The sequence below is a fragment of the Nonomuraea sp. 10N515B genome, from assembly GCF_052245915.1.
GTDB lineage: Bacteria > Actinomycetota > Actinomycetes > Streptosporangiales > Streptosporangiaceae > Nonomuraea.
Window position 1 is genome coordinate 176750 of record NZ_JBQQBQ010000003.1, and the last position, 24533, is coordinate 201282.

Here is a 24533-nt window from a genome sequence, read left to right on the forward strand (position 1 = left end):
TAGAATAAAGTTCGGCACCGAGCCCCGGCAGACAGGATCATCGATGTTCGACTCGCCCGCCGACGTGACGGAACGGCTCGCCGCCGTGGACTACCTCTCCGACGACGCCATCTCCACCTCGGTGTTCCTGGCCGCGGCGCTGGGCAAGCCGCTGCTGGTCGAAGGGCCCGCGGGCGTCGGGAAGACGCAGCTGGCCAAGGCGGTCGCCCTGGCCACGGGCGCCCAACTGGTCAGGTTGCAGTGTTACGAGGGGCTCGACGAGGCCCGGGCGCTGTATGAGTGGAACTACAAGAAGCAGTTGCTCAGGATCCAGGCCACCAGCGCCGATGACGACATCTTCAGCGAGGAGTTCCTGCTGGAGCGGCCGCTGCTCAAGGCGATCAGGTCGGCGAACCCCACCGTGCTGCTCATCGACGAGACCGACAAGGCCGACGTGGAAGTCGAGGGGCTGCTGCTGGAGCTGCTGTCCGACTTCCAGGTGACGATCCCCGAGCTGGGGACCATCGCCGCGACGCGCCGGCCGTACGTGGTGCTGACCTCCAACGCCACCCGCGAGCTTTCCGAGGCGCTCAAGCGGCGCTGCCTCTACCTGCACCTCGAGTACCCGACCCCTGAGCGGGAGCGGGACATCGTGCTCAGCCAGGTGCCCACGATCCGGGCCGATCTGGCCGAGCAGCTGGCCAGGACGGTCGCGACGCTGCGGGCGCTGGAGCTGAAGAAGGCGCCGTCGGTGGCCGAGACCGTGGACTGGGCCAACACGCTGCTGGCGCTCGGCCGGGAGGAGCTGGACGAGGCGACCGTCGCGGGAACCCTGGGCGTGGTGCTCAAGCACGCCTCCGATCAGGTGCGGGCGGTCAAGGAGCTGGGGTTGCCGGATGCCTGACTCTCTCGTGGATCGGCATGTGGGGTTCGTGCACGCGTTGCGCGCCGCCGGGGTGCCGGTGTCGGTGGCCGAAGGGCTGGACGCGGCGCACGCGCTGCGGATGATCGAGCTGGCCGACCGGGAGTCGTTGCGCGCCGCTTACGCGGCGACGCTGGTGAAGAAGCCCGCGTACCGGCCGGGGTTCGACGTGCTGTTCGACCTGTGGTTCCCGGCGGCGACAAGCGGCATGTACGCCGAGCGCCTGGATAAGACGATAAATCCGGAAAAGGCGTCGGTTGAGGACCTTCGTGAGCACCTCGCAAGCCTCTTGACCGGCGGCGCCGACCAGGAGATGCGCGAGTTCGCCCAGGCCATGGTCGAGCGCTTCGGACGCCAGCCCGCCGGCCCCGGCCGCCAGGGCTGGTTCTCCTACAGCGTCATGCGTGCCCTGTCCCCCGAGACCCTGATGGCCCGCATCCTCCGCAATGTCCTGACCGGCCAGGACCGCGGCGGCCTGGCGGAGAAGACCGTGCGCCAGCAGGTCAACGCCGGCATCCGGCGCTTCGAGGAGGCCGTCGCCACCGACGTGCGCCGTCGCATCGCCGAGGACTCCGGGATCGAGCGCATCGCCCGCTCCACCGTCCGCCCCCCACTCGACCAGATCGACTTCCTGCGCGTCACGAAGGCCGACCTGGCCCGGCTGCGCAGGGAGGTCTATCCGCTGGCCAGGCGCCTGGCGGCGCGGCTGACGATCAAGCACAGGAAGGGCCGGCGCGGGCGGCTGGACTTCCGCAGGACGATGCGGGCCTCGCTGCAGAGCGGCGGCGTGCCGCTGATCACCCACTTCAGGCCGCCCCGGCCGCACAAGCCGGAGCTGGTCATCCTCTGCGACACCAGCGACTCGGTCTCGTCGTTCGCGCACTTCACGCTGCTGCTCACGTACGCGTTGCGGGAGCAGTTCACGAAGGTGCGGGCGTTCGGCTTCGTGGACACGGTGGACGAGATCACCAGGTTCTTCGTGCCGGGCGCCGACGTGGTCGAGGCGATGACCAGGCTGGCGAACGAGGCCGACATGGTGCGCTTCGGCCGCACCAACTACGGCCACTCGCTGCAGCGCTTCGCCGAGCGGTACGGCGACGCGATCGGCCCCAAGACGTCACTGCTGATCCTCGGCGACGCCCGCTCGAACTACCAGCCGCCCGCCCTGGACGTGCTGAAGGATCTGGTCTCCAGGTCCCGGCACGCCTACTGGCTCAATCCCGAGCCGAGGCGGCAGTGGGACACGGGCGACTCGGTGGCGGGCGACTACGGCACGGTCGTCCCGATGCACGAGTGCCGCAACGTCGCCCAGCTCACCGCGTTCATCGAAACGCTGGCTTAGACCTTCTGCAGCGCCCTGGCCGCCGTGCGGGTGAGCAGCTCGATCTGCTCCTCGGTGTAGACCCGCCCCTCGGCCGCCTTGATCACCTTGGCCGCCAGCCGGGGCTTGAGCAGCGTGAGCCCCTCGGCCACCAGGATGCCGCCCTTGGGCATGTCCCCACAGTGGACCGCGAGCATGGGGGAGATCGTCACCGGGACGCCCGTCTCGCGGGTCAGCAGCTCGGCGAACGCCTCGGCGGTTCCCACCAGCGCCTTGGCCTCCTTGGAGCCGTACTTCTCGCCGAAGAACAGCCGCCCGGCGTAGCAGGCGATCTCGGTGTCGGGGCTCCAGGACTCGTTGTCGACGATCCACACCCCGGCCGGGCCGATGACCAGGTGGTCGATGGAGGCCTGGTCGCGGATGGCGCGGCCGTCGAGCACGTTGTAGCCCTGCTTGCCGAGCGACCTGCGCAGGAGCCTTCCTGTGATCGCCTCACCGCGTTTGGCCCCACGCCAGACCGCGGTCGCGTGGAACGAACGCCAGTCGAGGAACCAGTCGCCCCCGGCGACCAGGCCGCCGAGGAAGAGGCCGATGAACGGCGCGGCGCCCGTGAGGTCGAACCTGATCGCCAGCGCCACGCCCAGGACGAACCCCACAGCCGTCTTGACGTATCTCGCCCGGCGGCGGTTCTGGGCATCCTCACGCCAGAACTTCTCGTACCACCACTGGGGGGAATTCCCTGTGTACTTCTCGCTTGGCTGCACGTAGATAGAGCCACCGGGCACGGCAAACTCCCCGAATGAGTAGGTGAAACAGGATCTGCCACGCCGAAGATCCCTCGCCGGTCAAGGGATACCCTTCCGCGAACCAAGGCAAGCCTAAGGTGACGCCATTCGAACCAGCAAGGCCAGTAACCGACCAGTCGGTATGCTAGGTCCGTGACTCATGGGAAAGAGGAACCGGTCAGGCAGCGGCTCCTGGCCGAGGCGACCCGCTTGTTCGCCGAGCGCGGGTTCGAGGGCACCTCTGTGCAGGAGGTCGTGTCAGCCGCCGGCGTCACCAAGGGCGCCATGTACCACTATTTCGACTCCAAAGACGATCTACTGCACGAGATCTACGCCCGGGTGCTGCGCATGCAGATGGACCGGTTGACGCAGATCGCCGACGGCCCGGGCACGCTGAAGGAGCGCCTGCACAAGGCAGCGGCCGACGTCGTGGAGACCACGACCGCGAACCTCGACGACTCCAAGATCTTCTTCAGGTCGATGCACCTGCTCGCGCCCGAGACGCAGAAGACCGTGCGGGCCGAGCGCCGCCGCTACCACGAGCGGTTCCGCGAGCTGGTGGCCGAAGGGCAGCGCACGGGCGTCTTCAGCGACAAGGTGCCCGCCGAGCTGGTCGTGGACTACTTCTTCGGCTCGGTGCACCACCTGGGCACGTGGTTCCACGCGGCGGGGCCGCTGACCGGCGCCCAGGTGGGCAGGCACTTCGCCGACCTGCTGCTCGCCTCACTCGGGGCCGGGGACGCCGGCGAGTGAGGCCAGCGCCTCACGGTGGTCGCCGGGCGTGCCCAGTGCGATCTCAGTGGCCTTGGCGCGCTTGAGATAGAGATGGACGGGGTGCTCCCACGTCATCCCGATCCCGCCGTGCAACTGCAGGGCCTCCTCGGCGGCGTGTACGGCCACGGCGGCGTTCCATGACTGGGCCACGGCCACGGAGAGCGGCGAGGGGTCGGCGACCGCGTTCCTGGCGGCGGCCCTGGCCCTGACCACGTCCAGCCACAGGTCGGCCAGCCGGTGCTTGATCGCCTGGAAGGAGCCGACGGGACGGGCGAACTGGTGGCGCTCCTTGACGTAGGCGAGCGTCGACTCGAGGCACCACTCGGCCACCCCGAGCTGTTCGGAGGCCAGCAGCGCCGCGCCGGAGCGCAGCACCGCGGCCAGGTCGCAGGCCCCGACGCGGCGGGCCCGCGCCCGCTCGAACGTGACGGTGGCCACCGGCCTGGTCAGGTCGAGCGACGGCACGAGCTCCACGGTCGCCCCTTCGGCGGTGTACAGGTCGCCGTCCACCGGCACGAGCAGCACGTCGGCCACGTCCGCCCCGGCCACGCCGGTGACCGTGCCCGACAACCGCCCGTCCTCGATCCGCACCGACGAGCCACGCAGCGGCCGGTACGGCGAGGCCGCGAACGACACCGCCAGCGCGGCCGTCGTCCGGCCCTCGGCCAGCTCCCCGAGCAGGGCGTCCCCGGTCGGCAGCAGCGCCTGGGTGGCCAGCACCGAGCTGGTGAAGAACGGCACCGGCGCCACCGCCCGGCCCAGCTCCTCCAGCACGACGGCCACCTCGCTGGCCGACGCGCCGGCGCCGCCGAGCTCTTCGGGGATCAGCAGCCCGGCCACGCCGATCTCGCCGGCCAGCGTCTTCCACACGTCCAGGTCATAGGGGTCGGATTCGATCCGTTTCAGCACCGCGGCGGGCGGGCACCGGTCGGCGAGCAGCCCGCGCACGGCCGCCCGCAGCTCCTCCTCGACCTCGGAGTAAAGGAGTGTCATCGCGGCAGGTCCTTCCAGGGCACGTCCTTGTCGACGCGGGGTTCCGAGGGCAGGCCGAGCACCCGCTCGGCGATGATGTTGCGCAGGATCTCGGACGTGCCGCCCTCGATCGAGTTGCCCTTGGCCCGCAGGTAGCGGTATCCGGGGCCGCGGCCGTAGAAGTCGACGTCCTCCGAGCGGCGGAACGCCCAGTCGTCGTAGCCCAGGTCACGCTGGAACTCGACCTCGAAACCCGACAGCGCCTGGTTGAGCTTGGCGAACGACAACTTCATGCCCGACCCCTCGGGCCCGGGGTGCCCGGCGGCGAGCTGCTCGCGCAGCCGCGTCCCCGACAGGCGGGTGACCTCGGCCTCCACCCAGAGCGCCAGCAACCGCTGGTGCAGGTCGTGCGTACGCAGCTCGGGGTGCGCGTGCCAGGCGTCGAGCACGGGCCCGACCATGCCGCCGCCGCGCCGCACGGGCGCGCCGCCGATGGCGACCCGCTCGTTCATGAGCGTGGTCTGCGCCACTCGCCAGCCGTCGCCGACTTCGCCGAGCCGCAGGTCGTCGGGCAGCCGCACGCCGGTGAGGAACACCTCGTTGAACTCGGCCTCGCCGGTGATCTGCCGCAGCGGCCGCACCTCGACGCCGGGCGCGTGCATGTCACAGACGAAGTACGTCATCCCGCGGTGTTTCGGCACGTCAGGGTCGGTACGGGTGACGAGGATGCCCCACCGCGCATGATGGGCGCCGGACGTCCAGACCTTCTGGCCGTCCACGACCCATTCGTCCCCGTCCCTGACCGCCCTGGTCGCGAGCGTGGCCAGGTCCGACCCGGCGCCCGGCTCGCTGAAGAGCTGGCACCAGATCTCCTCCCCCGTCCACAGCGGACGCAGGAAGCGGCGCTGCTGCTCCTCCGTGCCGAACGCCAGGATCGTCGGCGCCGCCATGCCGAGTCCGATGCCCTGGACACCGGTGTTGATCTGCGGTGTGCCGGCCAGCTCCCGCTCCACGACCTGCTGCAGCTCCCTGGTCACCCCCAGCCCGCCGAGCCCTTCGGGGAACCACACCCAGGCGAGCCCGGCGTCGAACCTCGCTCGCAGGAACGCCGGCCGGTCCCCGCCGGGGTCGTGCTCGCCGAGGAACGCCGCGACCCGCTCCTTGATCTCCGCCTCGTTCACATCCACCTCTTGAGCTCGCGATAGGCCAGCGACCGCTTGTGCACCTCGTCGGGCCCGTCCGCCAGGCGCAGCGAGCGGGCGCCCGCCCACAGCGCGGCCAGCGGGAAGTCCTGCGAGACGCCGCCCGCGCCGTGCACCTGCACGGCCTTGTCGAGGATCCACTCCACGGTGATCGGGGTGGAGATCTTGATGGCCTGGATCTCGGTGTGGGCGCCCTGGTTGCCGACCGTGTCCATGAGCCAGGCGGTCTTGAGCACGAGCAGGCGCAACTGCTCGATCTTGATGCGGGACTCGGCGATCCAGTCCTGGACGACGCCCTGCTGCGCGACGGGCTTGCCGAACGTGGTCCTGGCCAGCGCGCGCTTGCACATGAGCTCGACCGCCCGCTCGGCCATGCCGATCAGGCGCATGCAGTGGTGGATGCGGCCGGGGCCGAGCCTGGCCTGGGCGACGGCGAAGCCGCCGCCTTCCTCGCCGATCAGGTTTTCGGCCGGGACGCGGACGTCCTGGAACTCGATCTCGGCGTGGCCACCGTGGTCGGCGTCGGTGTAGCCGAACACGTGCATGCCGCGCTTGATGTGCAGGCCGGGCGTGTCGCGGGGCACCAGGATCATGCTCTGCTGGCGGTGCGTGGGCGCGTCGGGATTCGTCTTGCCCATGACGATGAAGATCTTGCAGTTGGGGTTCATCGCGCCTGAGATGAACCACTTACGGCCGTTGATGACGTACTCGTCGCCGTCGCGCACGATCGAGGTGGCGATGTTGGTGGCGTCGGAGGAGGCCACGTCGGGCTCGGTCATCGCGAACGCGGAGCGGATCTCGCCGTCGAGCAGCGGCTGCAGCCATTCCTTGCGCTGCCACTCGCTGCCGAACATCGACAGCACTTCCATGTTGCCGGTGTCGGGCGCGGCGCAGTTGGTGGCGGTGGGCGCGATGGTGGGACTCCGGCCCATGATCTCGGCGAGGGGCGCGTATTGGAGGTTCGTGAGCCCGGCGCCATGCTCGCCCGGCAGGAACAGGTTCCACAGGCCGCGCTTCCTGGCCTCGTCCTTCAGGTCGGACATCAGCGGCGGTGTGCTCCAGCCGCTGGTCGCCGCCTGCTCCTCGAAGGCAGGCTCGGCGGGGTAGACGCACTCGTCCATGAAGCGCAGCAGACGCTCGCGCAGGTCCTCGGTGACTTTGTCAAAGGCGAAGTCCATGACGTGAGCCTACCGACCGGCCGGTATGCGTGTCGACAGGTGGTCTCCCGCAAAAACCGCCATGTGGCCATAATCCTGACATTCGGCTCCCCCTAGGGTTGCCGCCATGACCACGAAGTTGCCTATCCCTGTGGTGCTCGAGAACGACGTCGTCCGGCTCGAGCCACTCGCCCTCCACCACGTGCCCGACCTGTTCGCCGCCGGAGGCGGGGACGAGGAGGTGTGGCGCTGGATGTCCGTCGCGACCCCGCGGTCGGAGGAGGAGCTGGGGAAGGTCGCGCTGGGGCTGATCCACGACGACAAGCACATCCCCTTCGCCGTGGTGCTCAAGGAGAGCGGGCGGGCCGTCGGCTGGACCACCTACGCCGACGTGCCGGGCTTCGAGGCGAGCATCGAGATCGGCTGGACCTGGTACGGCCGCGCGGTCTGGCGCACAGCCGTCAACACCGCTTGCAAGCTGCTGTTCATCGACCACGCCTTCGAGTTCGGCTACAACCGCGTCCTGCTCAAGACGGACAACCTCAACCTCCGCTCCCAGAACGCCATCAAGCGCATCGGTGGGTTCCATGAGGGCACCCTGCGACGGCATCGGAAGAGGCCCGACGGCACCTGGCGTGACACGGTCTGTTTCGGCATCCTCGAAGAGGAGTGGCCGGAACACCGGGCTCGCCTGCATCGCGGGTGACCGTCAGGTGCCGAGCATGCCGGTCAGGAGGTCCCGCATGGCCTCGATGAGCTCGTCCAAGGTGGGCATGGCACCGGCGCCCGCGATGGCGTCGAACATGAGGCCTTCGCCGAAGGCCACCAGCTGGCGCGCGTGCCGTACCGGATCGCGTGAGCCCACCGCGGCCAGCAGGGCGACGGCGGGATCGCGGAAGCGGCGGCCCGCCGCGTCGTAGATCTCGCGCAGCTCGGGCCGCCGCGTCGCCTCCAGCGCCAGCTCGTAACGGGCCAGCGTGCGCCTGCGGTCCTGGAGCTGGATGTGCAGCGCCTCGCCCATCACAGCAGGCAGGTCGGACAGCTCCAGTGCCTCGCTCCGGTACGCCGGCGCGAGCGCCCGCAGCTCCAGCTCCGTGAGCCGCGACAAGGTCAGCTCCAGCAGGGCGGCGCGGGTGCGGGCCAGGTTGGAGGTGGAACCGGACGGCAGGCCCGCGGCCTCGTCGACGGCTCGGTGGGTGAGGCCGCGCATGCCGCGCTCGGCCAGCAACGTGATGGCCGTGTCCGCAACGGTCTCCGAACGCTTCACGGATCCCGATACTACAGCGGTAGTGCACCTGAACTACAGACGTAGTATGGTGAGACTACAGGCGTAGTAGTGAGAGGGTCGTGAGATGCCCAGGGCTGTAGTGATCGGCGGCGGGATCGGCGGGCTGAGCAGCGGGATCGCGCTGCGGCGCAACGGGTGGGACGTGACCGTGTTGGAGCGAGCCCCCAAGATCGATCCGGTCGGGTCGGGGCTGGCGATCGCGGCCAACGCCCTCAAGGCGCTCGACACGCTCGACCTGGGGGATCACCTACGCAAGCTGTCCAGGATCCAGGGACAGGTGGGGATTCGCCGGGGCAACGGGCCGTGGCTGGTGCGGACCACGCCCGATGCGGCGCAGGCCCGCTACGGGGATTCGGTGGTCGTCACGCTGCGGGCCACGCTGATGGAGGTGCTCGCGGACGCGCTGGGGGCCGATCGGCTGCGGTTGGGGGTCAGCGTGTCCGGTGTGGACGCCGACGAGGGCATCGTGCGTACCCATGAAGGTGATCTACGGGCGGATCTGATCGTGGCCGCCGACGGCATTCACTCGAAGGTCCGGCAGGCGCTCTTTCCCGAGCATCCCGGGCCGGCGTACTCAGGGGTTTCGGCCTGGCGGGGTCTCATCCCTCGGGGTGATCTGGATGTCCAGAGCACGGAGAGCTGGGGAAGGGGGCTCGTGTTCGGGGTCGCACCTCTGGCCGATGACCTGGTGTACGTGTACGCGACCGATGTGCTGCCCGCGGGAACCACGTTCGGGGACGAGCGGGAGGAGCTGCTGCGGAGGTTCGGGGACTGGCACGAGCCGATTCCCGCGCTGCTGCGGGCGGCCGATCCCGGGATGATCAAGCGTAACGACGTCTACTCCTTCGACACTCCGCTGCCTGCCTTCCACCGCGGGAAGGTGGCGCTGGTCGGGGACGCGGCGCACGCGATGACACCGAACCTGGGGCAGGGGGCCTGTCAGGCGATCGAGGACGCGGTCGTCCTCGCCCACATGGCGGGTAGCGGCGGCCTCAGTGCCTACACCGCCGCCCGGCTGGGGCGGACGTCGAAGGTCGTGCGGCAGTCGAGGCGCATCTGCGGGATGACCAAGATCCGCAACCCGGTGGCCGTCCGGCTGCGCGACCTCGGGATGTCCCTGGCCGCCCGGACCATGCCGGACATGATGTTGCGATCCATGGATGAGGTGCTGAGCTGGCGTCCACCGGTGGGGGCTACATGTGCCCGATCAGGTGGCGTCTGAGGTCGCTGTCACCCGGTGCGGGGACGGCACCGGGGGGACCTCGACTGGGGCCGGCTGGGTGTGATCGGGGGCAAGGCGGCCAAGGGTGATCGTGCCGCCGATGGTGAGGGCGCTGGCCAGCAGGGCGGGGATCGCGGTGGACGGGCTGGTCGGCAGGGGCTCGCCGAGGAGGAGCGCGCCGGCCAGCACCGAGGTGATCGGGTCGACGACCTGCACGCCGGCGTACGCGATCCCGAAATACCCCACGGCGTACGAGCGCTGCAGCAGCACCACCGCGCAGATCAGCAACACGGGCACGGCGAGGGTGAACCAGTGGATCAGCCGCCCCCAATCGCCCTCCATGCCGCCGCCGACCACCCGCACGAACGTCGACACGCTGGCGGTGACCGCCCCCGCCCCCACGCTGAGCAGCAGCGCTCGCCCGGGGCCGTGGACGCGGCCCGCCATCACCTGGGTGACCAGGACGATCGCCCCGATCACGGCGATGAACCCGAGTGCGGCTCCGGCACCGAGCCGAGGCGGCACGTCGTGGTGCGGCACCAGCAGCATCAGCCAGAGCAGCCCCACGGCTACCGCGATCGAGCCGAAGATCTCCGCCTTGTACGGCTTGCGCCCGTACATGAACGCCGCCAGCGGCACGGCGAACACCAGCGTGGCGACGCTGATGGGCTGGACGGCGACCAGCGGCGCGAAGCTCAGGGCAACGGCATGCAGGCAGGCGCCGGTGAACCCGATGACGCCGCCGATCCACCAGCGGGGGCGTCGGACCAGCCTGAGCGAGGCACCCTCGGCCACCGCCTCGTACTGTTGCAGGGCTGCGCCGAGCGCGTATCCGAGCGCTCCGGCCAGGGCGATGATCAGGCCGACCCAGGTCATGAGCGCCCACGCGGGGGCATGGATCCTTCCAAGAGCATTGCTCCAGCTTAGGAGGCGAGCGGAGCGATGGAATCATACTTTAGGCGGATCATTGAGTGAATCTCGCTCCCCGCCTGCACGAACATCTAGCCCATCGGCAGGTCAGCACAGCCCCTTCCGGCTACCGCGGCCCACGTCAGGACGCCTCCGGGCAGACGCAGAACAGGTGGCCCTCCGGGTCCTGGAGGACGATCCAGCGTGTCCCCTCCTCCGTGACCCCCGGCTGGAACGCGGGCCTGGTCGCCCCCAGCGCGATGTACTCCTCTGCCGCCTTCTCCACGTCCGGCACCCGGAAGTCGAGGTGGAACTGCTTGTCCGGGCTGGGCCACGTCACCGGCCTGCGGTCGGCGACCCGGCCGAAGTAGATGTTCGTGGTGCCGTCGCCCACGGCCGCGTACTCGTCCTCCGCGTACTGGATGTCCAAGCCGGTGATCTCGTGGTAGAACTCGGCCAGTTTCTTGGGCTCGGCGCAGTCGATGGTGAACGCCAGGAGTTTCGCCTTCGTCGTCATGGATCCAGCGTTCCAGCCGTACCTGCCATCTGCTGTCAGGTACGACGCCGCAACGTCACGCGGCGAAGGGCCGCGCCCGCCGAGGGGCGCGTCCTTGATCTCCGCCTTGGTGCGCGCGACGCGTCTCGGTAAATCCCTTACAAAGTGCTTGCAGGCAGGCGATGTCAACCCCGGCGCAAGGGTCCGAGCGCACCCTCTCCATGACAGGAAGGGGTGGACCCATGCGAAACAGGTCAGACAGGCTGTACGAGCTCGACGGGCTCCGACTTCTGGCGGCGCTGTGCGTCGTGGTGTTCCACTACACGTTCTCCGGCTGGGTCGGCGGCGCCAGCCCGGTCGCCTTCCCCGAGGAGAGTTCCTGGTCCAAGTACGGCTACCTCGGCGTGGACCTGTTCTTCCTGATCAGCGGGTTCGTGGTGCTGATGAGCGCGTGGGGCAGGAGCCCGCGGGCGTTCCTGGTGTCGCGGGCCGTGCGGCTCTACCCCGCCTACTGGGTCGGCGTCGCCGTCACCGCCACAGTCGCCGTGACGCTGGGGCAGGGGATGTTCCAGGTGACGTTGCCGCAGGTGCTGGCGAACCTGACGATGTTCCAGGCGGTGCCCGACATCACCAAAGCCCGCGAGAGTGCCGATGGGTGATGCTATGGTTACGCACGGGTGATGGACGGGGCTGAAGGCACCGGGCGACCGGGAAACGGCTCCTGGCCCGATACCGGCCATCACTTCATCGCGGGCGGCATGCCGCCTGGGGCGTTGTCAAGCGCCCGGACGCTACGGTCGTCCGGCAGCCAGCCGGAAGTCGCGAGAGCAAGCTCCTCCCGCCAGGTGGGTGCACTTGACGCTCTACAAGTTCGGATTCAACCTATGGACTGCGTTGCTCGTGCCGATCTGCCTGGGCAACGCCGTCTACCGGGCCATCGGGTACGCCGACGCGGTCGGCGACCGTTACTCCGTCACGTACTCGCCCGCGATCATCACGACCGTCGTCGTGGTCATCTTCCTGGTCATGACGCTCGTGGCGCTGCGCGTCACCCAGCGGCTGACCAGGCCGTTGCTGGTGCCGGCCGGGGCGCTGACGTACCCGCTCTACCTACTGCACGCCCACATCGGCTTCATCGTGTTCGCCAGGCTCGGGGACGCGGTCGACGCGCACGTGCTGCTGTGCGGGCTCATCCTCGTCATGCTGGGGGCGGCGTACCTGGTGCACAGGTTCGTGGAGCGGCCGCTCGCGCCCGCGCTCAAGCGCCTGCTCTCGCGCCGGCCGGTCGCCCCGGCGCTCGGGGTGCTCGTGGCGGGACAGCCGACACGGTGACCTGACTCTCCTGACAACCGCCTGCCAGGCCGGGCGTCGGAGCCCCAGGTGCGGATAGCATCCGCCTCATCGGACGGAAGGAGGCCCGCGTGAGTCTGAACAGTCACGAGTGGGCTCCCCCCGGCGTCGATCCGGACCAGCCGAGCGTGGCGCGCGTCCATGACGCCCTGCTCGGCGGCCTGGAGAACTTCGCCTCCGATCGCTCCGTGGCCCGCAGGCTGAAGGACGCGGTGCCCGAGGTGGTGAACCTGGTCTGGTGCAACCGCGCCTTCCTCGGCCGGGTCGTGGACTTCCTCGTCCGCGAGGCGGGCATCAGGCAGATCGTCGACCTGGGCGCCGGGCTTCCCACGGTGGAGAACACGCACGAGGTCGCCCAGTTCGCCGATCCCCGGTGCCGGGTGGTCTACGTGGACATCGACCCCATGGTGGAGCCGCACGCCCGCGCGCTACTCAGCGGCAACCCGAACGCCGACGCGATCACCGCCGACGTCCGCGACGTGGAATCCGTGCTCGGGCACCCGGCGCTGACCAAGCTCATCGACCTGACGCAGCCCACGGGGCTCCTGGCCGTCGGGCTGCTGCACCTGCTGTCCGACCAGGAGGATCCGCACGGGCTGGTCAAGCGGTACATGGCCGCGCTGGCGCCGGGCAGCTACCTCGCCGCCTCGAGCCTCATGGCCTCCCCAAGCCCCAAGGCCAAGGCTCTGGAGGTGCTGCTCCAGGCGACCATGGGCACCGGGCACTTCCGTGAGCGGGCGGCCATCTCCGGTTTCTTCGACGGCCTGGCGCCCGTGGAGCCTGGTGTGGTGCACCTGCCGGAATGGCATCCCGACGAGCGGATCCCGGGGCCGCTGGCGCCCTGGGAGGAGTTGCTGCTGGGCGGGGTGGCCCGCAAGCCGCACCTCTGAGGGGCCGGCGCCGCCCGTGAGCCGCCGGCGTGAGGCGCTAGGGTGAGGTCTGTGCCGCGACGTTTGATCTGCTCTCCGCCGCCCGCCCAGTAGCGGGCGGCCTTTCCTGAAATCTCCGGGTCTGACTGATCCGGGAGTGGCTGCTGCCCGCGTACCGGGCCCATTTCCACCACTCCCATCGGAGAGCTCCTGTCATGACCCATGTCTCCGCCCGGCGGGGCGCCGTGTACGTGTCCGTGGCCGCGACCGCCTGGGGCACCGGCGGCGCGGCCGGTTCGCTCCTCTTCGAGACCGGCGGCCTCGGCCCCGTCGGCGTGTCACTCTGGCGCTACCTGATCGGCGCCGCCTGCCTGCTCGCCCTCACTCCCCTTCCGTCCTCCACCAAGCGCAGGAACCCGGCCGGAGAGAGCGACGCAGGCCGGCGCGACCATGATCAAAGCCGGCTGACCTGGCGCGTGTTGCCTATCGGCTTCGGGATGGCCGTCTACCAGGCTGCCTACTTCGCCGCGATCACTCATTCCGGCGTGGCCGTCGCCACCGTGGTCACGATGGGCGCCACTCCCGTCTTCGCCGCCCTGGGCAGCCGTTTCCTGCTGCGCGAGCGCCTCGGCAAGGTCGCGTTCGCCTCACTGGCCGCCGCCCTGGCCGGGCTCGCCCTGCTCACTGCCGAAACCGCACTGCAGGCCCGTACATCCTCCGTCGCCGGCATCGGCTTCGCCCTGGCCTCGGCCGCCGGGTACGCCGGCGTCACACTGTTCTCCCGCCGCCACAGCGACGACCCGCGGGGCACGGCGATCGGCGGGTTCGTCGTGGGCGCGGCGTGCCTGGCGCCGTTCGCGCTGGTGGAGGGAGTCGTGCCGGAGATGAGCCTGGCCACGGCCGCCTTGCTGGTCTATCTGGGCGTGGTGCCGACGGCGCTGGCGTACGGGCTGTATTTCCGTGCGCTGACCGCGCTGAGCGCCACCACGGTCTCGATCATCTCCTTGGGTGAGGCCGTGGGCGCGGCACTGCTCGGCGTGGCGGTGTTCGGCGAACATCTCACACTTCTCGCCTGGTCGGGGTGCGTGCTGCTGCTCGCCGCCGTCGCCGTGCTCGTGGCGCGGGCGGAAGCAGGCTGAGTGGGGCTCCGGATGGGTTAAGGTCCGGTACGGCGGCCCGCCTCGCGAGTGCGGGGAACGGTGTCGGCGCGGCGCGCGTTGGAGGAACTGTGGCCTCGATAAAGGGAATATTCAAAAACCTCCTGGACCGTCCAGGAGGCGTGCCCTTGACGGGCTACCAGAAGACCGTCAAGGCGGCTGACGCTCGCGCCGAGCGGGTGGCGAAGCTTGACGAGCTGCCCAAACCGGACATGGGCGACCTGGCCGAGTTCTGCGCCGTCGCGCGGGAGGCCGCCGACCGGACCCTCGGGCTGCGGCCATATGACGTGCAGTTGCTCGGCACGCTCGCGCTGCTCGACGGGAAGGTCGCCGAGATGGCGACCGGCGAGGGCAAGACGCTGGCCGGCGCCATGGCCGCGGCGGGCTATGCGCTGCAGGGCAAGCGCGTGCACGTGATCTCCGTCAACGACTACCTGGCCAGGCGCGACGCCGAATGGATGGGGCCGTTCTACGAGGCGCTCGGGGTGAGCGTGGGCTGGATCGGTCAAAACTCCACGCCGGACGAGCGGCGCGCGGCGTACGCGAAGGACGTCACCTACGGGCCGGTCAGCGAGATCGGGTTCGACGTGCTGCGCGACCGGATCCGTACGGACGCGAGCGAGATCATCGTGCCCGCGCCCGAGGTCGCGCTGATCGACGAGGCCGACTCCGTGCTGGTCGACGAGGCCCGGGTGCCGCTGGTCATGGCCGGCTCCACCGACCCCGGCAACGCGGTGCCGGAGATGGCGGCCCTGGTCAGGCAGCTCGTCCGGGGCTACCACTACGAGATCGACGAGCAGGCCCGCAACGTCTACCTCACCCCCAAGGGCGCCGACAGCGTGGAAAACCTCCTCGGCGTCGAGCTCTACGACGAGCACGAGCCGGGCACGCTGATCGAGCTCAACCTGGCCCTGCACGCCCACGCGCTGCTGGCCCGCGACGTGGACTACATCGTGCGCGACGGCAAGGTGCAGCTGATCAACCCCTCGCGCGGCCGAGTGGCGCTGCTGCAGCGCTGGCCCAACGGCCTGCAGGCGGCCGTGGAGGCCAAGGAGGCGCTGCCGCCCAGCGAGAAGGGCGAGATCCTCGACTCGATCACCGTGCAGGGCCTGATCCGCCGCTACCCGCAGATCTGCGGCATGACCGGCACCGCCGTGGCCGTCAGCGAGCAGCTGGGCGAGTTCTACGGGCTCAAGGTCGCCGTGATCCCGTCCAACCGGCCGTGTGTCAGGAAGGACGAGCCGGACCGCATCTATCCGACCGTGCCCGACAAGGACGCCGCGCTGGTCGAGGAGATCCAGGAGGCGCACGCCACGGGCCGGCCGATCCTCATCGGCACGCTCGACGTGGCCGAGTCGGAAAACCTCGCCAAGCTGCTGCAGCGGCGCGGCCTGGAGCCGGTCGTGCTCAACGCGAAGAACGACGCCGAAGAGGCCGCGATCATCGCCAAGGCCGGCGAGCGCGACGCGATCACCGTCTCCACCCAGATGGCCGGCCGCGGCACCGACATCCGGCTCGGCGAGGGCGTGGCCGAGCTCGGCGGGCTCTACGTGATCGGCTCAGGACGCCACGCCAGCAGCCGGCTCGACGACCAGCTCCGGGGCCGCGCCGGCCGCCAGGGCGACCCCGGCGGCTCGGTGTTCTTCGTCAGCACGCAGGACGATCTGATCACCCAGTTCGTCCCCGACGAGCGCCCGCCTGCCGCGGACGCCGACGGGGTCGTGCGTCACCGGCGCGGCGCCTACCTCGTGGGCCACGCCCAGCGCGTCGCCGAGGGCGTCAACCTGGAGATCCACCGCAACACGTGGCGCTACACCCGGCTGCTGGAGCACCAGCGCGAGCTGATCCTGGAGTGGCGTGACAAGGTCCTGCACGGCGACGCCGCCGCCAAGGCCCTGGCCGCGGCCGATCCCGAGCGCTGGGCGGAGCTGCCCGAGGACACCAGGGACGAGACGGCCCGCCAGATCGTGCTGCACGCCATCGACACCTGCTGGACCGAGCACCTGGCGTTCCTGACCGACCTGCGCGAGGGCATCCACCTGCGGGCGCTGGGCCGGATGAGCCCGATCGACGAGTTCCAACGGGAGGCCGTGGCCGAGTACAAATCGCTGCTCGCCGAGGTGGAGCGGCGGTCGCTGGAGTCGTTCGAGTCGCCGGAGCGGGAGCTGAGGCGGCCGCAGGCGACGTGGACTTATCTGGTGCAGGACAACCCGTTCGGCACGGAATGGGACCGCATCCTCCGGAGAGTCACCGCGGCCACGCGGCGCGGCTAGGGCCACTTGGGATCGCCGGACGGCTCGACCGGCCCGTTGAGTACGCCGAGCCGCTCCAGCAGGGTGATGAACGTGGCCGCGTACGGCGAGTCCGCGGTCACGGCCGCCACGCGCGGCCAGTCGACCTGCTCGCGCATCGCGCGGACCTGGGCCAGCAGCGCCCCGTAGTCGCAGGCGTGCTCCGACAGCGGCAGCAGCCACGAGATCACCAGGTCGGTGGCCTCCAGCACGGGCACGATCACCGCTGACGCCTTCAGCGGCTCGGCCCGGTCGAGCAGCTCGTCGGTGATCGGCAGGTCGGACACCCGGTAGATCAGGTCCACCAGCCGGCCCTCGTCGTACGCTTTGACCAGCCAGTCCTCGGGCGGCTTGGCGGTCTGGAACCCGATCGCCCGCAGTGCCTCAAGGGCGGCGGGCACGTCGTGCTCGGTGAGCACGAAGTCCACATCGTGCAGCGAGGGCGCGGCGCCCCTCGCGTACGCGGCGCAGCCCCCGGCCAGCGCGAACTTCACTCCGGCATCCTTCAGCCCGGAGCTGGCACGCTTGAGCGTGTCAAGGATGGCGTCGGTGACCGCGTGGCCATGGCTACTCATGTGGTCGGGCTACCCAAACGGTCACCGAGTAGACGTTTGCACGCGCGCGCCTGAGGCCAGGCGACGACGACGGCGGATCAAGGCCGGGCGGTGGTGCGGCGGAAGGCGGTCACGGCGGCGCCGACGTGGTACGGCGGAGGGCGGTCGCGGCGGCGCCGGCGGCCGCGGCGCCGGCCAGCGCGAGCAGGACAGGGCCGCGGTGCAGGGACAACCACAGCTGCGGGCTGCGCCCGTGGGAGCGCCGGTCGAACGCGCCGTGCGCGCCGTAGTCCGTGCTCTCGTCCGCCGGCTCCCACAAGTTGGACACCCCGCTCGGCGGCTTCTCGTCCGTCTGCTGGGAGCGGATCCCGGTGCGCGCCACGTACCGGTCCACCAGTGCCGGCGCCACCCGCTGCGCCAGCAGGGTGGCGACGGTGGGGGCGCCGACCCAGTATTCCTTGCGCTCGGGATGCTCGGCCGCGTACACGATGGCCTTGGCCGCGACCTCCGGCTGGTAGATCGGCGGCACCGGCTGCGGGTGGCGGCGGAGCTTGGACAGCACCCAGTCGAACTGCGGGGTGTTGAGCGCGGGCAGCTGCACCAGCGTGATGTGGATGTCGCTGCGGCCGGCCATCAGCTCCGTGCGGACCGACTCCGTGAATCCCTTGATCGCGTGCTTGGCGCCGCAGTACGCCGACTGCAGCGGGATGCCGCGCTGCGCCAACGCCGAGCCCGCCTGCACGATGGCGCCCGCGTTGCGCGGGCGCATGAGGTCCAGGGCGACCTTGGTGCCCCAGACGTACCCCAGGTACGTGACCGCTGTGGTGCGCTCGTACTCCTCCGGGGTGATGTCAGTGAATTTGGCGAAAACGCTGGAGAAGGCGATGTTGATCCAGACCGCGATCGGCCCCTGCTCCGCCTCAATGCGCTCGGCCGCCTGCCTCACCTGGTCGTAGTCCGCCACGTCCGCCTCGTACACCTGGCCGCTGCCGCCCGCGACGCCCACGTCCACGGCGGCGGCTCCCAGCCCCGTCGTCCCACGTGCGATCAATGCCACCTCCGCGCCCTGCTGCCCCAATTCGCGCGCGACCGCCCGGCCGACTCCGCCACTCGCGCCTGTCACCACCACAACTCGCCCGCGAAGTGGTGCCATGTCGAGATCAGCCCGCCTCTCCGTCGCTCCGCCGATTCTGACGCCGTACGGCCAGGATGATGTCGACCACCGTGCCCACGGCCAGCGCGATGGCGATCGCCGTCATCACGGGCGCCCCGGTGATGACCCCCAGCACCGCGAACGCGAACGCGCACACCAGCATGAACGAGCCCACCCTGATGTGGACCACGTCACGCGGTGTGGCCGGCACCATGGCGTGGCCTTTACGGTCCCGCTCCTCGTGCCACTCTCCCTTATCAGCCATGGCGCTCACCTGCCCTTCCTGTTTGCCACCTAACGTCCTGGGTAGCCGCCCTTCGTGCCGGAGCTGCATCTCAGTGACCAGAGTGAGCCGGGGATCGCGCGGCGGCGCCGCGGGCGCGGATTCAGCTACCTGCAGGCCGTCGGCACGGACGCGGCCGACCGCAGGCAGTACCGCTACCACGACGTATGGAGCGAGCAGCAGGACCGGGCCAAGTTCGACCGGGTGCTGGCGGCGGCCGCACGCCTGCCGGAGATCGGCTTCTTCCGCATCGGCGGCGAGAGCTACGACAAGGACTTCCGCACCTGGCACGCCACGGTCCTGGCGGCCGTGGGGCTGGCGGTGTCCAGACCGGCCGCGTTGGAGGGGCCGGCCAAGAGGCAGAGAGCGGCGGGCCTGGTGGAACGGGCGGTCATAGAGCTGATTCGTACCGTTTGAGCGGTTCATGCCCGGGCATGCGGCGACAGAAGAAGGAGGCGAGCGATGGAAGCTCCGCAGTACGTCGCGGCCCGCGTCCAGCAAGCGCTGGCCGAGGACGGACGCACACACGAGCTCGGCATTCGCGTGGATATAAGAGGCGACCAGCTGTTCCTGCGGGGTCAGGTGAGCGGAGCCGAGCAGCGCGAACGGCTCGGCCAGGTGGCGCACGAGGCGGCACCCGAGCTCCGCGTGCACAACGAGATCAAGGTCGTGGACTTCAGCGAGCCAGGAGAGGATGAGCACCTTGATTGACCTGCGCATAGCGGCCGTGGGAGACATCCACCTGGGAGAGGACCAACGCGGCCAATACCGCAAGAAACTTGCGGGTATCGAGGACCGGGCCGACGTGTTCCTGCTGGCCGGGGACCTGACCAGGCACGGCACGCTGGAGGAGGGCAAGGTGGTGGCCGACGAACTGCGCGACCTGCCCATCCCGGTCGTCGCGGTGCTCGGCAACCACGACTACCACTCGGACCTGCACTACGAGATCGCCGGCGAGCTCCGCGACGCCGGGGTCGTCGTGCTCGACGACGACGGCGCGGTGGTCGAATGCGGTGAGCACAAGCTGGGCGTGGTCGGAGGCAAGGGCTTCGGCGGCGGGTACGCCGGAAAGTGCGCGAGCGAGTTCGGCGAGCGCGAGATCAAGAACTTCGTGGCCCACACCCGCTACATCGCCGAGGCGTGGAAGGTCGCGCTGAAGGAGATCGTGGCCGACCACCGCGTGGTCGTGTCGCACTACTCCCCTATCAAGGAGACGCTGGAGGGCGAGCCGCCGGAGATCTACCCCTTCCTCGGCAGCTACCTGCTGGCCGAGGCGGTCGACACGGCCGGCGCCGACCTGATCGTGCACGGGCACGCGCACAAGGGCACTGAGAAGGGCATGACCCCAGGCGGCATCAGGGTGCGCAACGTGGCGCTGCCGGTGCTGCGCCGGGCCTACGGCATCTACTCCATGGGCGAATCAGAGCACTTCTAGAGGACCTGTGCGGCGATTGCTGCGGTGGCCTCGTCGACTATGGCCTCGCTGCGCATCTGGTGAGGTGCGCAGCTTACGATCTTTCGGCAAACTCCGGCGGAGATAAGGGGGACCGAATTACCGGTGCCCCTAGACATTGAAGATGCTGATCCCGCCGGGCCCGACCAGGAAACCAAGGACGATCAGGACGATCCCCCAGAGAAGGTCGCGCCGCGCCAGAATCACGTAGATCCCGGCGATGACGAGAATGACTGCGATGATCCAGAGCAAAGTAGCCATGGGCTGCAACTGCCCTGGGGGCCCGCTACTTAACATGTTTCCCCCGCCGCAAAGGGCAGGGAAAAACGTATGACGACATTCGGCTATTTCCTGTCTCGCGAGGAGCACGGCCCCAAAGAGCTGGTACGGCAGGCCAAGGCCGCCGAACGCGTGTGACGTGCCCGCTCATCCGCACCCACCCGGTGGTCATCGCGCAGGCCACGGCCACCACGGCGGCACTGACCGGCGGCCGCTTCCGGCTCGGCGTGGGCACCGGCGAGGCGCTCAACGAGCACGTGATCGAGTCCCGCTGGCCGCCGCTCGCCGAGCGCCTGGAGATGCTGGAGGAGGCCGTCGCGCTGATGCGGGAGCTGTTCACCGGCAAGCTGGTCACCCACCGGGGCGAGCATTACCGGGTGGACACCGCGCGGCTCTACACCCTGCCGGACGAGCCGGCGCCCATCCTCATGTCGGGGTTCGGCGAGAAGTCCACGGGGCTGGCCGGGCGCATCGCCGACGGCTACATCTCCACCGCCCCGAACGCCGAGTCCGTCCAGGCGTTCCGCCAGGCCGGCGGCGCGGGCAAGCCGACGCTCGGCGGGCTCAAGGCCTGCTACGCCGCCGATGAGGGGTCAGCGCGGAAGACCGTGCACCGCCTGTGGCCCACGCAGGGCATCAAGGGCGAGGCCTCACAGCTCCTTCCGCTGCCGCGCCACTTCGAGCAGCTCGCGCAGTCGGTCACCGAGGTGTACGTCAGCCAGATCGGCGACGAGCAGGACGTGTTCTTCGACTTCTACGCGCGCGAGGTCCTGCCACGGGTCCGCTAGCCCGGTTTCACGCGGACCAGCGGGCGGCCGGCGTGCGACGACGGGGCAGGTGCGGGCCACGGGTCCGGCACGTGTTCCGGGGAGCGGGATGGGTCGAGTTAAGCGGGCCGGAGGGGGTAGGCGGCCAGGAACCGTCTCGAGGAGGTCATGATGCCTGAGCGCGATCTTCGATACCTGGCCGAGCTGGCCGCGCAACTACGCGTCGACTCCGTACGGGCCGCCGCCGCGGCCGGCTCCGGCCACCCGACCTCGTCCATGTCAGCGGCCGACCTCATGGCCGTGTTGTTCTCCTGCCATCTCCGGTATGACTTCGAAAACCCCGGCAACCCGGCCAACGACCACCTGATCTTCTCCAAGGGGCACGCCTCTCCCCTGCTCTACTCCCTTTATAAGGCGGCGGGGATCATCGATGACGAGGAGTTGCTGTCGTTCAGGAAGCGCGGGAGCCGGCTGGAAGGCCATCCGACCCCCCGCCTGCCCTGGGTGGACGTGGCGACCGGGTCACTCGGTCAGGGGTTGCCGGTCGGGGTCGGGGTGGCCATGGCCGGTCGGCTGGAACGGCTGCCGTACCGGATCTGGGTGCTCTGTGGCGACAGCGAGCTGGCCGAGGGATCGATCTGGGAGGCCGCGGAGCACGCCGGGGAAGAAGGGCTGGCGAACCTGACCGCCATCGTCGACGTGAACAGGCTCGGGCAGCGCGGCCCCACCAGGCACGGGTGGGACACCGGGGCGTACGCGCGCAGGTTCGGGGCGTTCGGGTGGCACACGATCGAGATCGACGGGCACGATCCCGGGCAGATCGACTTCGCGCTGAACGACGCCTGCAACACACGCCGGCGGCCCACCGTGATCCTGGCCAAGACCCGCAAGGGCGAAGGCGTGCTGGAGGTCGAGAACCGCGAGGGCGCGCACGGCAAGGCGCTGAAGGATCCCGGCAAGGCCGTCGAGGAGCTGGGCGGGCCGCGGAACGTGCGGGTCGACGTACGCATGCCCGACCCGGCGCCCGCGGCGCACCGGTTCGAGGGCGGGCGGCTGGAGCTGCCCGCGTACAAGGTGGGCGACGCGGTCGCCACGCGCACGGCGTACGGGGAGGCGCTCAAGGCGGTTGGCGCGGCCAGGGGCGAGGTGGTGGCGCTGGACGGCGAGGTGGCGGACTCGACCAAGACCGAGACGTTCGGCGCGGCCTTCCCCGAGCGGTTCTTCGAGATGTACATCGCCGAGCAGCAGATGGTGGCCGCGGCGGTCGGGCTGCAGGTGCGGGGGTGGAGGCCGTACGCGGCCACGTTCGCGGCGTTCTTCACCCGGGCGCACGACTTCATCAGGATGGCCGCGGTGAGCCGGGCCTCCATCCGGCTGGTCGGCTCGCACGCGGGCGTGGCGATCGGGGAGGACGGTCCTTCGCAGATGGGGCTGGAGGACCTGGCCATGCTGCGTGCCCTGTACGGCAGCACCGTGCTGTATCCGTGCGACGCCAACCAGGCGGCGGCGCTGGTGGCCGAGATGGCGGACGTCGAGGGCGTGTCCTACCTGCGGACCACGCGCGGCGCCACGCCCGTGATCTACGAACCGGGCGAGCGTTTCCCCATCGGCGGGTCGCGGGTGCTGCGGCACTCCCCCGGCGACCGGGCCACGATCGTGGCGGCCGGGGTGACCGTGCACGAGGCGCTGGCGGCGGCCGACGAGCTGGCCGGGGCCGGCGTCCCGGTGGGGGTGATCGATCTGTACTCGGTCAAGCCGGTCGACGCGGCGGCGCTGACCGAGGCGGCCACCACGACGGGCAACCTGATCACGGTCGAGGATCACCGGCTGGAAGGCGGGCTCGGCGATGCTGTCATGGACGCCGTGAGCGAGCTCGGGCCGCGGGTGATCAAGCTGGGAGTGACGGAGCTGCCCGGGTCCGCGACGCCGGAGGAGCAACTGGCCGACGCACGCATTGACCGCCACGCCATAGCCGCGGCGGTCAAGCGGTTGTTGTGACCGGTTGTCCTTCTCCGGCGAAGGTCACCGCGCCTTGGCGGTGGCCTGCCGGTTGGCCTTCTTGATGGCGCCGACCAGCTCCTGCTTGGTCATCTTGGACCGGCCGCGCACGCCGAGCCTGGCGGCCACGTCTTGCAGGTGCTCCTTGCTGGCGTTGGCGTCCACGCCTTCGGCCGTACGACCGGATCGGTCCGTCGCTCCCTTGTCGGAAGGTCCCTTCTTCGACTTGGGCTCCCAATGGTCGCCGACCTTCTCGAAGGAGTGCTTCAGCGCGGCGAACGCGGTCATGTGGGCGCGGCGGCCTTCGCCGTACTGCTCCACGGCATTGTCGTGCGCCTTGATCCACGTGGTCTGCGCCTTCTTCGGCGAACGCCTGATGGTCGTGGGTAGTTCTTCAACAGCAGGCATGCCGATTCACCTCCTACAGCGGTGGTTCGTCGTAGTGGCGGCGTTCCTCGTACACGGTGGTCCTGCGGGGCTCAGGCTCCTCGTAGACGTCGTGGCGGTGCACCGGCTCGTCGATCGGGCCGACCGCCCTACGGGTGACGCTGATCCTGTAGATGCCGAACAGGAGTCCGACGAGTCCGCCGAGCATGAGGATGACCCCCACGACGTTGATGTCGAGGCCGGCGAGGTCGAATTCGACGGCCCAGGTGAGGATCGCGCCGAGCATGATGAGGATGATGCTTCCGGCGATGGTCATCAGGGTTACCTCCTTGACACGAAGGAACCTCTATCCACATGTCGAAAAACAAACACGTCGTGATGATCGGGCTGATGGGATCCGGCAAGACCACTAACGGCCGCCTGATCGCGCAGGCGCTGGGGCTGGAGTTGAGCGACAGCGATCCGTTCCTGGAGTCCCGGTACGGCGGCACGGCCGCGCAGATCGCCCGCTGCGAGGGCGCCGACACGCTGCACCGGTACGAGGCCGATCATGTGCTCCATGAGCTGGCCGGCGAGCCCAAGGTGATCGCGGCGGCGGCCAGCACGGTCGAGGACCCGCGGGTGCGGGCGGCGTTGCGTGATCCTTTCGTGGTGTGGGTGGACGCCTCCGACGACGTGCTGGCCCAGCGGATGCAATCCGGCGACCATCGTCCCGACTTCGACCCGGCGGCCATGCGGGCGCGCCGCACGCCCTTCTTCCGTGCGATCGCCGACCTGGTGTGCGACGTCGGCGTCCTGCGTCCTGAGCAGGTGCGGGACGCGGTGCTGCAGGCGCTGGGCAAGCCGGTGCACCGGTGACCGTACCGAGGGGACGCCCGGAGGTGGCATAATGATCATGACGCCTGGGTCCTTCGAGGCGCGGGGGGCCTGTGGCGTCATTTCGGACAACCAATGAACCCTGCCAC

29 protein-coding genes are annotated in these 24533 nt (G+C 69.8%); 16 read left to right on the plus strand and 13 right to left on the minus strand.

What is annotated here, in order from left to right; translation table 11 throughout:
* Positions 1-43 precede the first annotated feature (43 nt).
* Both ACTWQA_RS05330 and ACTWQA_RS05335 read left to right on the plus strand, forming a co-directional pair.
* Positions 44-883: an AAA family ATPase gene (locus ACTWQA_RS05330; protein ID WP_305916513.1), complete on the plus strand. Its 840-nt coding sequence runs from the start codon at positions 44-46 to the stop codon at positions 881-883.
* The gene (locus ACTWQA_RS05335) at positions 876-2243 is read left to right on the plus strand and encodes a vWA domain-containing protein (protein WP_443158167.1); all 1368 of its coding nucleotides are present in this window, start codon (positions 876-878) and stop codon (positions 2241-2243) included. The genes ACTWQA_RS05330 and ACTWQA_RS05335 overlap by 8 nt, the downstream gene beginning before the upstream one ends.
* On the opposite strand, the gene ACTWQA_RS05340 is transcribed toward ACTWQA_RS05335, so the two are convergent.
* Positions 2240-3007, minus strand: coding sequence for a nuclease-related domain-containing protein (locus ACTWQA_RS05340; RefSeq protein WP_443158168.1), 768 nt, complete (start codon positions 3005-3007; stop codon positions 2240-2242). The two genes, ACTWQA_RS05335 and ACTWQA_RS05340, sit on opposite strands and share 4 nt — an antisense overlap.
* A gap of 153 nt (positions 3008-3160) precedes the next feature.
* Here ACTWQA_RS05340 and ACTWQA_RS05345 point away from each other — a divergent pair, with 153 nt between their 5' ends.
* Complete coding sequence (locus ACTWQA_RS05345) at positions 3161-3760, plus strand: TetR/AcrR family transcriptional regulator (protein WP_443158169.1); 600 nt, start codon at positions 3161-3163, stop codon at positions 3758-3760.
* Here ACTWQA_RS05345 and ACTWQA_RS05350 read toward each other — a convergent pair.
* From ACTWQA_RS05350 to ACTWQA_RS05360, 3 genes are read right to left on the minus strand one after another with little or no spacing between them, the layout of a single operon-like run.
* On the minus strand, positions 3731-4774 hold the full coding sequence (locus tag ACTWQA_RS05350; protein WP_443158170.1) for an acyl-CoA dehydrogenase family protein: 1044 nt from the start codon (positions 4772-4774) through the stop codon (positions 3731-3733). The genes ACTWQA_RS05345 and ACTWQA_RS05350 overlap by 30 nt on opposite strands.
* Positions 4771-5934, minus strand: a complete 1164-nt coding sequence (locus ACTWQA_RS05355; protein ID WP_443158171.1) for an acyl-CoA dehydrogenase family protein — start codon at positions 5932-5934, stop codon at positions 4771-4773. The genes ACTWQA_RS05350 and ACTWQA_RS05355 overlap by 4 nt, the downstream gene beginning before the upstream one ends.
* Entirely contained in the window at positions 5931-7133 is a 1203-nt protein-coding gene (locus tag ACTWQA_RS05360; protein WP_443158172.1) for an acyl-CoA dehydrogenase family protein, read from the minus strand. Before ACTWQA_RS05360 ends, ACTWQA_RS05355 begins: the two co-directional genes overlap by 4 nt.
* Positions 7134-7239: 106 nt before the next feature.
* On the opposite strand from ACTWQA_RS05360, the gene ACTWQA_RS05365 reads away from it, so the two are divergent.
* On the plus strand, positions 7240-7818 hold the full coding sequence (locus tag ACTWQA_RS05365; protein WP_443158173.1) for a GNAT family N-acetyltransferase: 579 nt from the start codon (positions 7240-7242) through the stop codon (positions 7816-7818).
* A 3-nt stretch (positions 7819-7821) separates the two neighbouring features.
* Here the strand turns inward: ACTWQA_RS05365 and ACTWQA_RS05370 are convergent, their stop codons facing one another.
* Complete coding sequence (locus ACTWQA_RS05370; RefSeq protein WP_443158174.1) at positions 7822-8379, minus strand: TetR/AcrR family transcriptional regulator; 558 nt, start codon at positions 8377-8379, stop codon at positions 7822-7824.
* Between the two features lie 85 nt (positions 8380-8464).
* On the opposite strand from ACTWQA_RS05370, the gene ACTWQA_RS05375 reads away from it, so the two are divergent.
* Complete coding sequence (locus tag ACTWQA_RS05375; protein WP_443158175.1) at positions 8465-9622, plus strand: FAD-dependent monooxygenase; 1158 nt, start codon at positions 8465-8467, stop codon at positions 9620-9622.
* Here the strand turns inward: ACTWQA_RS05375 and ACTWQA_RS05380 are convergent.
* A complete protein-coding gene (locus ACTWQA_RS05380; protein WP_443158176.1) occupies positions 9608-10498 on the minus strand; it encodes a hypothetical protein in 891 nt (296 codons plus the stop codon). The two genes, ACTWQA_RS05375 and ACTWQA_RS05380, sit on opposite strands and share 15 nt — an antisense overlap.
* 175 nt (positions 10499-10673) lie before the next feature.
* The gene (locus ACTWQA_RS05385; RefSeq protein ID WP_443158177.1) at positions 10674-11048 is read right to left on the minus strand and encodes a VOC family protein; all 375 of its coding nucleotides are present in this window, start codon (positions 11046-11048) and stop codon (positions 10674-10676) included.
* 221 nt (positions 11049-11269) lie between these two features.
* Here ACTWQA_RS05385 and ACTWQA_RS05390 point away from each other — a divergent pair, with 221 nt between their 5' ends.
* The 5 genes from ACTWQA_RS05390 (at position 11270) to secA2 (ending at position 16676) form a co-directional block, all read left to right on the plus strand.
* Positions 11270-11686 carry an acyltransferase family protein gene (locus ACTWQA_RS05390; protein ID WP_443158178.1) on the plus strand — a complete coding sequence of 139 codons (417 nt, stop codon included), beginning with the start codon at positions 11270-11272 and terminating at the stop codon, positions 11684-11686.
* A gap of 196 nt (positions 11687-11882) precedes the next feature.
* On the plus strand, positions 11883-12359 hold the full coding sequence (locus tag ACTWQA_RS05395) for a hypothetical protein (RefSeq protein ID WP_443158179.1): 477 nt from the start codon (positions 11883-11885) through the stop codon (positions 12357-12359).
* Positions 12360-12448: 89 nt separating this feature from the next.
* Positions 12449-13267 carry an SAM-dependent methyltransferase gene (locus tag ACTWQA_RS05400; RefSeq protein ID WP_443158180.1) on the plus strand — a complete coding sequence of 273 codons (819 nt, stop codon included), beginning with the start codon at positions 12449-12451 and terminating at the stop codon, positions 13265-13267.
* A 194-nt stretch (positions 13268-13461) separates the two neighbouring features.
* Positions 13462-14385, plus strand: coding sequence for a DMT family transporter (locus tag ACTWQA_RS05405; protein WP_443158181.1), 924 nt, complete (start codon positions 13462-13464; stop codon positions 14383-14385).
* A 140-nt stretch (positions 14386-14525) separates the two neighbouring features.
* Positions 14526-16676, plus strand: coding sequence for an accessory Sec system translocase SecA2 (gene secA2 / locus ACTWQA_RS05410; RefSeq protein ID WP_443158182.1), 2151 nt, complete (start codon positions 14526-14528; stop codon positions 16674-16676).
* On the opposite strand, the gene ACTWQA_RS05415 is transcribed toward secA2, so the two are convergent.
* From ACTWQA_RS05415 to ACTWQA_RS05425, 3 genes are all read right to left on the minus strand, one after another.
* Entirely contained in the window at positions 16673-17269 is a 597-nt protein-coding gene (locus tag ACTWQA_RS05415) for a nucleotidyltransferase (protein ID WP_305916530.1), read from the minus strand. The two genes, secA2 and ACTWQA_RS05415, sit on opposite strands and share 4 nt — an antisense overlap.
* 109 nt (positions 17270-17378) lie before the next feature.
* Positions 17379-18401, minus strand: coding sequence for an SDR family oxidoreductase (locus ACTWQA_RS05420; protein ID WP_443158183.1), 1023 nt, complete (start codon positions 18399-18401; stop codon positions 17379-17381).
* A 7-nt stretch (positions 18402-18408) separates the two neighbouring features.
* The gene (locus ACTWQA_RS05425; protein WP_443158184.1) at positions 18409-18666 is read right to left on the minus strand and encodes a hypothetical protein; all 258 of its coding nucleotides are present in this window, start codon (positions 18664-18666) and stop codon (positions 18409-18411) included.
* A 54-nt stretch (positions 18667-18720) separates the two neighbouring features.
* On the opposite strand from ACTWQA_RS05425, the gene ACTWQA_RS05430 reads away from it, so the two are divergent.
* From ACTWQA_RS05430 to ACTWQA_RS05440, 3 genes are read left to right on the plus strand one after another with little or no spacing between them, the layout of a single operon-like run.
* Entirely contained in the window at positions 18721-19101 is a 381-nt protein-coding gene (locus ACTWQA_RS05430) for a hypothetical protein (RefSeq protein WP_443158185.1), read from the plus strand.
* 45 nt (positions 19102-19146) lie between these two features.
* On the plus strand, positions 19147-19395 hold the full coding sequence (locus tag ACTWQA_RS05435) for a BON domain-containing protein (RefSeq protein WP_138664103.1): 249 nt from the start codon (positions 19147-19149) through the stop codon (positions 19393-19395).
* Entirely contained in the window at positions 19379-20119 is a 741-nt protein-coding gene (locus ACTWQA_RS05440; protein ID WP_443158186.1) for a metallophosphoesterase family protein, read from the plus strand. Before ACTWQA_RS05435 ends, ACTWQA_RS05440 begins: the two co-directional genes overlap by 17 nt.
* Positions 20120-20248: 129 nt before the next feature.
* Here the strand turns inward: ACTWQA_RS05440 and ACTWQA_RS05445 are convergent, their stop codons facing one another.
* Positions 20249-20398, minus strand: coding sequence for a GPGG-motif small membrane protein (locus tag ACTWQA_RS05445; RefSeq protein ID WP_305916535.1), 150 nt, complete (start codon positions 20396-20398; stop codon positions 20249-20251).
* 152 nt (positions 20399-20550) lie between these two features.
* On the opposite strand from ACTWQA_RS05445, the gene ACTWQA_RS05450 reads away from it, so the two are divergent.
* Together ACTWQA_RS05450 and ACTWQA_RS05455 are read left to right on the plus strand one after the other, a co-directional pair.
* Positions 20551-21204, plus strand: coding sequence for a TIGR03557 family F420-dependent LLM class oxidoreductase (locus ACTWQA_RS05450; RefSeq protein WP_443158187.1), 654 nt, complete (start codon positions 20551-20553; stop codon positions 21202-21204).
* A 147-nt stretch (positions 21205-21351) separates the two neighbouring features.
* Positions 21352-23181, plus strand: a complete 1830-nt coding sequence (locus ACTWQA_RS05455; RefSeq protein WP_443158188.1) for a transketolase — start codon at positions 21352-21354, stop codon at positions 23179-23181.
* Positions 23182-23205: 24 nt separating this feature from the next.
* Here ACTWQA_RS05455 and ACTWQA_RS05460 read toward each other — a convergent pair whose 3' ends face one another.
* Together ACTWQA_RS05460 and ACTWQA_RS05465 are read right to left on the minus strand one after the other, a co-directional pair.
* Positions 23206-23589, minus strand: a complete 384-nt coding sequence (locus ACTWQA_RS05460; protein WP_443158189.1) for a ChaB family protein — start codon at positions 23587-23589, stop codon at positions 23206-23208.
* 13 nt (positions 23590-23602) lie between these two features.
* Positions 23603-23884 (minus strand): hypothetical protein, encoded by a 282-nt coding sequence (locus ACTWQA_RS05465; protein ID WP_305916539.1) that lies wholly within the window; start codon positions 23882-23884, stop codon positions 23603-23605.
* 38 nt (positions 23885-23922) lie between these two features.
* Here ACTWQA_RS05465 and ACTWQA_RS05470 point away from each other — a divergent pair, with 38 nt between their 5' ends.
* Complete coding sequence (locus tag ACTWQA_RS05470) at positions 23923-24426, plus strand: shikimate kinase (RefSeq protein WP_443158190.1); 504 nt, start codon at positions 23923-23925, stop codon at positions 24424-24426.
* Positions 24427-24533: the final 107 nt, after the last annotated feature.

Excerpts from the sequence above, each read along its gene's own strand:
- ACTWQA_RS05330 (WP_305916513.1), top strand. The coding sequence starts at position 44 with ATGTTCGACTCGCCCGCCGACGTGACGGAACGGCTCGCCGCCGTGGAC.
- ACTWQA_RS05335 (WP_443158167.1), top strand. The coding sequence starts at position 876 with ATGCCTGACTCTCTCGTGGATCGGCATGTGGGGTTCGTGCACGCGTTG.
- ACTWQA_RS05350 (WP_443158170.1), bottom strand. The coding sequence starts at position 4,774 with ATGACACTCCTTTACTCCGAGGTCGAGGAGGAGCTGCGGGCGGCCGTG.
- ACTWQA_RS05360 (WP_443158172.1), bottom strand. The coding sequence starts at position 7,133 with ATGGACTTCGCCTTTGACAAAGTCACCGAGGACCTGCGCGAGCGTCTG.
- ACTWQA_RS05365 (WP_443158173.1), top strand. The coding sequence starts at position 7,240 with ATGACCACGAAGTTGCCTATCCCTGTGGTGCTCGAGAACGACGTCGTC.
- ACTWQA_RS05375 (WP_443158175.1), top strand. The coding sequence starts at position 8,465 with ATGCCCAGGGCTGTAGTGATCGGCGGCGGGATCGGCGGGCTGAGCAGC.
- ACTWQA_RS05380 (WP_443158176.1), bottom strand. The coding sequence starts at position 10,498 with ATGACCTGGGTCGGCCTGATCATCGCCCTGGCCGGAGCGCTCGGATAC.
- ACTWQA_RS05385 (WP_443158177.1), bottom strand. The coding sequence starts at position 11,048 with ATGACGACGAAGGCGAAACTCCTGGCGTTCACCATCGACTGCGCCGAG.
- ACTWQA_RS05390 (WP_443158178.1), top strand. The coding sequence starts at position 11,270 with ATGCGAAACAGGTCAGACAGGCTGTACGAGCTCGACGGGCTCCGACTT.
- ACTWQA_RS05405 (WP_443158181.1), top strand. The coding sequence starts at position 13,462 with ATGACCCATGTCTCCGCCCGGCGGGGCGCCGTGTACGTGTCCGTGGCC.
- ACTWQA_RS05415 (WP_305916530.1), bottom strand. The coding sequence starts at position 17,269 with ATGAGTAGCCATGGCCACGCGGTCACCGACGCCATCCTTGACACGCTC.
- ACTWQA_RS05420 (WP_443158183.1), bottom strand. The coding sequence starts at position 18,401 with ATGGCACCACTTCGCGGGCGAGTTGTGGTGGTGACAGGCGCGAGTGGC.
- ACTWQA_RS05425 (WP_443158184.1), bottom strand. The coding sequence starts at position 18,666 with ATGGCTGATAAGGGAGAGTGGCACGAGGAGCGGGACCGTAAAGGCCAC.
- ACTWQA_RS05435 (WP_138664103.1), top strand. The coding sequence starts at position 19,147 with ATGGAAGCTCCGCAGTACGTCGCGGCCCGCGTCCAGCAAGCGCTGGCC.
- ACTWQA_RS05440 (WP_443158186.1), top strand. The coding sequence starts at position 19,379 with ATGAGCACCTTGATTGACCTGCGCATAGCGGCCGTGGGAGACATCCAC.
- ACTWQA_RS05445 (WP_305916535.1), bottom strand. The coding sequence starts at position 20,398 with ATGGCTACTTTGCTCTGGATCATCGCAGTCATTCTCGTCATCGCCGGG.
- ACTWQA_RS05455 (WP_443158188.1), top strand. The coding sequence starts at position 21,352 with ATGATGCCTGAGCGCGATCTTCGATACCTGGCCGAGCTGGCCGCGCAA.
- ACTWQA_RS05460 (WP_443158189.1), bottom strand. The coding sequence starts at position 23,589 with ATGCCTGCTGTTGAAGAACTACCCACGACCATCAGGCGTTCGCCGAAG.
- ACTWQA_RS05465 (WP_305916539.1), bottom strand. The coding sequence starts at position 23,884 with ATGACCATCGCCGGAAGCATCATCCTCATCATGCTCGGCGCGATCCTC.
- ACTWQA_RS05470 (WP_443158190.1), top strand. The coding sequence starts at position 23,923 with ATGTCGAAAAACAAACACGTCGTGATGATCGGGCTGATGGGATCCGGC.